The sequence below is a fragment of the Shewanella sp. Iso12 genome (genome assembly GCF_012030025.1).
In the GTDB taxonomy this organism is placed as follows: Bacteria; Pseudomonadota; Gammaproteobacteria; order Enterobacterales; family Shewanellaceae; genus Shewanella; species Shewanella algae.
The window spans coordinates 1-480 of the sequence record NZ_JAAUHW010000048.1 but is presented as its reverse complement, the minus strand read 5'-3'; the positions used below and the strand labels follow the sequence as shown (position 1 = coordinate 480).

The following is a 480-nucleotide window of genomic DNA, read 5'->3' as shown; positions in this document are numbered from 1 at the left end:
CTGACTCGCTTCTCGTCTCACCAAGTTATAACCAAGCAGCAGCCCCCATAACTCTTGATAGACAAGTTCGACAGTCTTACTCCTCAGCACTAACGCATTGTGTTGCATCGAACTTTTTATGTCTCGATACCCTAATTCAATTTCCCATCGCTCGTGGTAAAGCGCCGCGACTGATTCCGCATCGTACTGCTCTCTGGGAAGAGACGTAAATACGGTTTTTTGCTTACCTTGTACCTGATAAGTCACGGCTCTCACTTGCCATGTTTCAGGTAGGTTAGGATTTTTCTTGCGTGCTTGTGGAGAGACTTTCATTTCGACTCGCATGTCGTCACTCTCTTCATCGTCCAGAAGGGTGTATTTCACCCCCTTCTTCGCCGGTAACAACCAATGTCTGTTAGCACCACTATTTTGGAGAGAAAGGAGTAAGTCTGCTCCATAAAACCCCTTATCCAATAAGGTCACGGAGTTATCCGGTAAGGC

1 protein-coding gene is annotated in these 480 nt (G+C 46.7%); it reads right to left on the bottom strand.

Translation table 11 applies throughout. The annotated features are described in order from the left end of the window. Positions 1-480: IS4 family transposase (locus HCX89_RS22675; RefSeq protein WP_167717531.1), on the bottom strand; the 480-nt coding region annotated here is incomplete at both ends.